This is a genomic window from Komagataeibacter intermedius TF2 (assembly GCF_000964425.1).
In the GTDB taxonomy this organism is placed as follows: domain Bacteria; phylum Pseudomonadota; class Alphaproteobacteria; order Acetobacterales; family Acetobacteraceae; genus Komagataeibacter; species Komagataeibacter intermedius.
In genome coordinates, this window is sequence record NZ_BANF01000095.1 from 1 (window position 1) to 7,248 (window position 7,248).

General features: G+C 53.4%; 4 protein-coding genes and 2 pseudogenes. 2 read left to right on the forward strand and 4 right to left on the reverse strand.

Features of this window, described 5'->3' with window-relative positions; translation table 11 throughout:
- Positions 1–12: 12 nt before the first annotated feature.
- Together B7449_RS12300 and B7449_RS19820 are read right to left on the reverse strand one after the other, a co-directional pair.
- A pseudogene (locus B7449_RS12300) lies at positions 13–729 on the reverse strand (transposase); the annotation flags it as partial.
- Entirely contained in the window at positions 647–877 is a 231-nt protein-coding gene (locus B7449_RS19820; RefSeq protein WP_167335756.1) for a hypothetical protein, read from the reverse strand. The gene B7449_RS19820 and the pseudogene B7449_RS12300, both read right to left, overlap by 83 nt.
- Positions 878–895: 18 nt before the next feature.
- On the opposite strand from B7449_RS19820, the pseudogene tnpC reads away from it, so the two are divergent.
- Positions 896–1,939 (forward strand): annotated as a pseudogene (gene tnpC / locus B7449_RS12305) (IS66 family transposase); the annotation flags it as partial.
- 463 nt (positions 1,940–2,402) lie between these two features.
- Here the strand turns inward: tnpC and B7449_RS12310 are convergent.
- On the reverse strand, positions 2,403–3,437 hold the full coding sequence (locus tag B7449_RS12310; RefSeq protein ID WP_039736255.1) for a ParB/RepB/Spo0J family partition protein: 1,035 nt from the start codon (positions 3,435–3,437) through the stop codon (positions 2,403–2,405).
- Between the two features lie 167 nt (positions 3,438–3,604).
- Positions 3,605–4,807: an AAA family ATPase gene (locus B7449_RS12315; RefSeq protein WP_039736256.1), complete on the reverse strand. Its 1,203-nt coding sequence runs from the start codon at positions 4,805–4,807 to the stop codon at positions 3,605–3,607.
- A 1,303-nt stretch (positions 4,808–6,110) separates the two neighbouring features.
- Between B7449_RS12315 and B7449_RS12320 the strand changes: the two genes are divergently transcribed.
- On the forward strand, positions 6,111–7,130 hold the full coding sequence (locus B7449_RS12320; protein ID WP_039736258.1) for a replication initiation protein: 1,020 nt from the start codon (positions 6,111–6,113) through the stop codon (positions 7,128–7,130).
- Positions 7,131–7,248 lie beyond the last annotated feature (118 nt).

Genomic DNA, 7,248 nt, shown 5'->3' on the forward strand with positions numbered 1-7,248 from the left:
GATGATAGCTTATCGCCCTGTCCGAAAAATGGGGACCACCTCTGCTTCATGGCTGATGCGCATGGTTGGATCCTCGGGAAAGTCCACCTTCAGGCGCTGCGCGATCTGCTCGGGGCTCCACGCCGAAGACCAGCGTCGGCTTTGCCGATGAACAGCCCGTCGCTTCTTCCATATTACAACCGGCCCATCGAAGGCGATGCCCTCGGGCGTGGCGATCAGGCCGGCGAGGCGATCCTGCACATAGTCGCGCAGGGCGGGATTGTTCGCCAGCTTGCTGATTTTTGGGCGTCGCGCCGCATGATCCGCATGCCACTGTGCAGTGAGAGCCCGGTAGTCGAAGTCTCCCCCGCGGGTCGCCGAGTTGCGCCTAATCTCGCGGGAGATCGTACTGGGCGCTCGCCCAAGCCTGTGCGCGATGGCACGCACGCCGGTGCCCCGAGCGCATTCCAAGGCGATTTCCTCGCGTTCTGCGAAAGTGAGATTACGGCGCTTCAGTTCGGGTGCCGAGGGCGCAAGATGTGTGGGGGGCATTCCGCCAGAACTCCGAAACCACCGGATTCCAACAGAGCCAGACACACCTGCATCGACGGCTGCCTCCTCACTGGAAAGCCCAGCAGCGACACCGCGCCAGAACCGGCACAGATTCTCACGCTGCCAGACAGGCGGCCGTCCTGGCGAGAATAATTTGCGCCGCGTCGAGCGCTCGGATTTGCGTCTTCCTGTTGTCATCGACACCTCCAAGAATGGGGTGTTGCGACGACCGGTTGAATCCGCCTTGTGAACCACGATCCGAATGATGGATCAGCGCCTTGTTTCCCGAGGGCTTTCGTTGCCAGATGGCCTGTTCAAGGGCGTCGAGCACGAACTGGGTGGTCATGGAGGCCGATCCCTTGTCCGCGGACGGGCGGGACCGCACCTTCTGGCCTCTGTCCTGGTCGGGAAGTTTGCAGACCACCAGCCCCTGAACCGGCAGGCGGCAGCCTTTGCCCGTGAAGGAATTGCGTTGGATACGTCCACCCTGGCTGACCGGGTGGGGGCCTGCACCGCAACACTGGCACCGCTGACGGCACGGATCAAAGAGCATGTCCTTGCTGGAGAACGGGTACATGCCGATGATACCACCGTACCGGTTCTGGCCAGCAGTCGTACCGCGACCAGGCGGTTATGGACCTATGTGTGCGATGACCGCCCCTTTGGCGGCCCGGCACCTCCTGCTGCCTGGTCCGGCTACTCCCGCGATCGCAGGGGCGAGCATCCCACCACTCACCTCGATGGCTGGAATGGCATCGTGCAAGCCGATGCCTACGCCCGCTACAATGCCCTGGCAAAGCCGGGGCGGCAGCCCGCGCCTGTAACGCTGGCGGGCTGCTGGGCCCATGCCCGACGCGGCCTGTTCCGGCTGGCCGAACTGGGCAGGGCACCCCTTGCCGTGGAAACTGTAAGGCGGATCGACAGTCTGTTTGAGGTGGAACGGGCCATCAATGGCGCCACGCTACAGGCGCGCGTTGCCCTGCGGCAGCAGCTCAGCGCACCCATCGTGGAAGACCTGATGGAATGGATGCGTGACAGTTGCAGCCGCATGTCCGGAAAATCACCCGTCGCGCAGGCCATGGGCTACATCCTCAGACGACCCGATATCTTCACGGCGTTCCTCCATGATGGCCGGATCTGCCTGACCAATAATGCGGCAGAACGGAGCCTGCGTGGCATCGCCGTAGGACGCAAGGCCTGGCTGTTCACAGGTTCGGATCGCGGCGGCAGGAGAGCGGCTGCCACGTATTCCCTGATCGTCACTGCAAAACTCAACGATGTCGATCCCCACGCGTGGCTGGCTGATGTCATTGGACGGATCAACGATATTCCCGTCTCCCGGCTCCCCGACCTGCTACCCTGGAACTCGAAAAACACCCGTCACGCCAATCATACACAGGCGGCCTGACTCAGGCCCGCGGTCTTCGTCGGATGCTTACGCCGCAGGTGTCTCCGGCTACGCCTCGAGAACGTGGCTGATATCGTCATAGGCCACTGTGCCCATTGATTACTCATCAGTCCGAAGAGCAGTCGGCCTACCAAGAACAAGAGGGACGATCAGCAAAAAACAGTCCAGCCAGCAATAATTGCAGGACCGTTGGTATGGCGATCACATCACGTTTACAGTTGTCAGGTGCATAAGCGAGACCGTCCTATCAACACGCAGGGCCTCCATGAGCCACATGCCTACACCGCTTATTCTGGAATCACTTAGTCCTCTCAAACGCGCCCCAGCACCCGTTACGGGGACAAATGCACCGACACTCATGCAATGAAGAGTCAGCAGCACCTCTAAGGACCCAGCACCGGTAATTCGCGCTGCAACAAATCCGATACGCAGACTGCTGCAGGTTACGCATTCTAAGCATAAGTCATTCTTGAACGGGCCAGTAGCGATCCGTCAGCAGTTTAACAGCCTCCTCCATCTCCTCGCGAGAACGTAACTCCGCCAGCATAAAAGTGACCTGCAAACGCTTAGGCGACTTTGCATCTATTTTTACAATCTCCTTGCCATCCGTATCGCGCGTGATGGCAACAGCGCCACGTTTAGGCGAGCGCGCGCTACCGCGACGTAAATGCCCCAGTTCCGCTGCTACCGCATTTTCGAGTTCGCGAGCCACCGCAGCAGGTTCCACAAGGTAGTTCTGATCTTTGCGTCGCAACGCAGCGATTCGTTCAGCTGCCTCGTAGACTACTTCTCGTGATGCACTGTCTTTAATAAGGGGCTTTATCTGCATCACATGCTTAAGCCGGATATCATGCGGGCTAACAAATGCCCGTGTTACGGCTTCAGGCAATCTAGCAAGGTCGAGGTACCGGCTTAACCATGCTTCAGAGACGTTCAACCGATCTGCCATCGTTTTTTGGCGACCGTGATAGTACCGATCCAGCCCCAGCAAGTAATCCTTTGCGCGCTCATAATCGGTAAGATCCTCACGCGCCCTATTTTCCAGGTCTGCAATACGGAAGGCTTCCTCGTCCTCCATTTCACGAGGCTCAACGAGGAACTTAATATCACGATAATTATTGGCGTTAAGCCATGAAACGGACCAATGTCGGCGTGCGCCACAGATCACTTCGAAATCAAAATCAGGGTTGTTGGTCAATCGCCGAACGATGGCCGGGACCTCTTGGCGCCCCTGCGCGCGAATGCTCTCGATAAGTTCGTGACAGTTTTCATAAGACAACGCGGCGTAATCACGATTATGGCCCTCCCACATTCTGCATCGTGCAGGATCAATAAACTCGTGGGTACGAGTAACAACTTTACCGCTAGCGACTTCTGCTAACCGGTTAGTGCGATCATTAATGATTGACCGATTTGGACGAGACTGGCCCTGTCTACCGGTTACGCCTGAAATTGCAGCTGTTAACCCGTCTGCAAAGGCCCTATTTTTCCCCGACATCTACCCCTCCTGTTTTTCACATTACTCGACCCACAAAAAGCTCGAAACATGCTTTGAAAATGCGTGCTTCGCTTCTCGCTCCGCTACCAATCCAAAATTGCAACGTTGCAATTCTTGAAAATTGACGATTGGCAGGAGTTCGATGAAGCGCTGTCTCGAAGAAAGAATTACACCAGTCCTTCCTTGCGAAGCCGTTCCTGATGACTGGGCCACATTCCCCGAATATCTATTTCAAGTTCCTTGCACACAGCGTTCAGATAGGTAAGGCAGCGATCACGAACCGACTTGCTTGTGATTGCTCCTTGCTGTTCGTACACGGTCATGAGGCGGGCTGTAGCATTGTCGATTTCGGCAGAATTTTTCAGAGGGGCTCTAACTAGATGATGGCCGAAAATAGCCTGCATCAGCTTGATAAGTTCCTTGTGAATCGATTTATTCTCTTCCACCCGAGAAGCTACAAATTTGAGAAATTCCAGAGAAGGGGCTCTGTCAAACTGCGCTAGCGTCCGCAATGTCTCCTCCAGCATCGACAGGAAGGCCGTCGTTGACGAAAAGTCCATAATTGTTGGAGGCACCGGAACGACCAATGCATTTGCCGCCCTCAGCACAGAAAGCGATATTGCTCCCAGAGCAGGAGGTGGATCCATAATTATTACGTCAAAATTTGGCGCTATAGATGCCAGCCCTACCGACAGCCGATCCACAAGCCCCGGCTCGCCCTGAGCCATCCGCGCGGCGATTTCATATTCAGATTGAAACAGCCGAAGATTAGACGGTATTAAATATAGACCATCGAAATGCGTAGGTTTGAGCGCATAGCTCAGTGAAGAACGTTCATCATGCCGCAAAAACGGATAAAGCGTCTCATCCTCAGTAAGGTCTAAATCTGGCACATACCCAAAAAGCGTTGTTGCTGATGCCTGGCTATCACAATCAATCAGCGCCACGCGATAGCCTTGGATCGCAAGATATTGCGCAAGGTGAACAGCAACCGTTGATTTCCCGACACCACCTTTAAAGTTTTGAACAGCTATGATTGCCGGCGGATCTCCCGGATCACGCCACGGACGAGTGCCAAAGATCCCGCGCATATCATTGACCTGTTCAAGCGTATATCCCACACGCCTGTTATTGGCTCCCCGTTCAGGTTTCGGCAGACGACCATCCTTTTCTGCGTCGCGTATGGCCGCAGGCGTCCGTCCTACGAGTTCCGCAGCCTGCCCAATCTGAAATGTCGGTTCTCGTCGCTCACCGGCTCGCGCGGCAACAGCGCTTTCCCTCAAATTCTCCAGAACTGCTGCGGCTTTGTCTGCCAGCCCTTCAACCATTTGGAGACTTGTATATCCGGCTTGCTCGAGATCAGCTGTCATAAATTTTTCTTTCGATAAATGTCCGGCGCACGTTAACTTTCGATTTTAAATGGATAGTGTCAATCTTTTCGAAAGTCGAGACTTAACTCGATAGTCACCTCCTTTTTTATACCAACACGGTGTGACGACCATGTGGCGGGTCTGGCAGCAAACATAAATACCGAATAAGGTGAGTGTCCTGACCTCTTGGGGGGATTACACGGTAAGCGGAAAGAGGTATCCTGACCTTATGGGGGATGCCAATCGACGCATGATGCTATCCTGACTTCTTGGGGGAACAGAGTGTAAACGCTTATCCTGACCTCGTGGGGGGGGTATTTGTTCCTGCATCAGTGGAAAAAGCGGAAAACTGAATTCAACCTCCCAGAAGAATACAATAGTTTCCAGTCAAGCACTTTGCTGGTGCTGCCAAAGTAAGTAACCAGATAAGGCTCTCAGTTAGCCGGTCACTTTTGCTTTAATCTCGAGTGAACTTTTTTTTCGAAAGTTTCTTTGCCGCGTAATAGCGATTGCAACATTGCAATTGGAACAAATACGCTCGGATGTCTCAGAGAAGTCGGCACAGCGTTGCTGGTTCGGTTACGCATACCGTCGCTTACTGTTAGACTGGATAAATATGCTACTTGTGCAAAAAAACTTGTAACATCGAGTTTTTCGCAAGAAAATCCATATGCCTCCAAACAATTGCAACGTTGCAATCCATCCAAACTGCGCAATCATCTGGCGAGGAATATTGTCATGGCGACCACGGAAATCACGAGCGAGACCTAAAAAGAGATAAAAGCCCGTTAAACTGCGAATCATACCCATAGATTTGGCTAACAAACGCGCGCCAGTGTCATGGATGCCGACTTGCGACCGTCAACAGGAAAATTCATACAAAAAGGCGCGTGAGCAATTCCCAAGACTAAGTATCTTAACCGGCCGCCCCCACAAGGTCAGGTTAGATCCCCCAAGAGGTCAGGTTACTATCCCCCAAGAGGTCAGGTTACGTCCCCCACAAGGTCAGGAAACATGATGAAAGTCGTTGGAATTCCTAGTATTTTTTCTCCTGAATCAGAATCACTTGAATAGAATCAGAATCCACCGCAGCACGCTGCGGTCGCCTTTATCTATATTTCCGTAAGAAACCTTACTTCTCAACATCGTGTACGACAGTGGGGAATGCTGAGATTCTCGATTTTCGCTTCACCTGACCTTACTCTCATTCTAAGGTCAGGATACGAATCGTTCATTCCCTTACACGCTGGATATCCCGTTGATGCAATACACGTCCGAGAGTGATGAGGTTCCAAAGCGCGCCATGCGCGTTGCCCGCGCTCTACAGCATAAGGGTACCGACGAGTTCGCCAAGCCGGGCCACCTCGTAGAGATACGTTTCGTCAGGGGCCAATCACTAAGTCTAACTGCGTCACGGCTACTTGCATTGATGATCCTTGTAGCCGGTGGTGATGCTTGGAAGCCAATGACGCACCGCATGCGTAAAGCCGACATTAGGCGAGGTCACAAAGGTAACGAACGCATAAGTGACATGCTTGAAGAATTGCATGGTACTCTATTTGCCGAGGACGACATTTCCTGGCGAGGTAAAAAAGCAACGCGACGATTTTCACTGATTGCCTCTTCGAGGGAAGAGGTTGAAGACACAGAGCCTGGAAAAGAAGTCGGTTGGATTGAGTGGGAGTTCACCCCTGATGCCCGACGACTAATCCAGGAGTCTGAGACCTATGCGGTTATGAATCGCACCGCTGTATTGGGTTTTCGTTCGGCTTACGCGCTCAAGCTTTACGAAATTGGGGCCTTGCGGGTGAAGCGACGTCAAACCGTGTGGAAAGGTGATGTGATCGCATTTCGTGCGGCCTTGGGCATCTCGCCCAGCGTCTATAAAGACTTTGCTCAGTTGAGGCGAAAAGTATTAACCGTTTGCAAAAATGAAATCGACGAATTGGCGCATTTTACTGTTGAATGGACAGAAATAAGACAAGGAAGAGCAGTAAGAGAACTCGAAATTGTTTTTCAACCTAAGGAAAGCCCAAAGGTCATAGACTATCGAACGACTGCAAGCGAATTAGAAACACGCCCCACTGCTGCGAAAAGTGATAGGCAGGTGGTGTTTCCTGCAGGTTCTCTCCAGTTTGGAGCCGACCAAAAAATATTCGCCAGAATAGCGCGTTCCTCCGGCGGGGGATGGGATATCGACCTAATCGCTGATGCATTCCGAGACCATCTCGGTGAGAGACTCAGTAAGCTGCACGGCACTAAGCTTAAAGCCGCATGGAAAGGCTTTTGCGAAAGTTATCACAACCGCCGAGGAAATCCATAAGTGCGGGCTGAGAAGGCCTCTCTAGTGCTGAAAATGCGAAATAGGAACTCACCGCAGGTTATCTCTGCTTCGGGCTAGCAGCCTGTCGGGTTGGGCATTTTGCGGCTGATAACGCCGA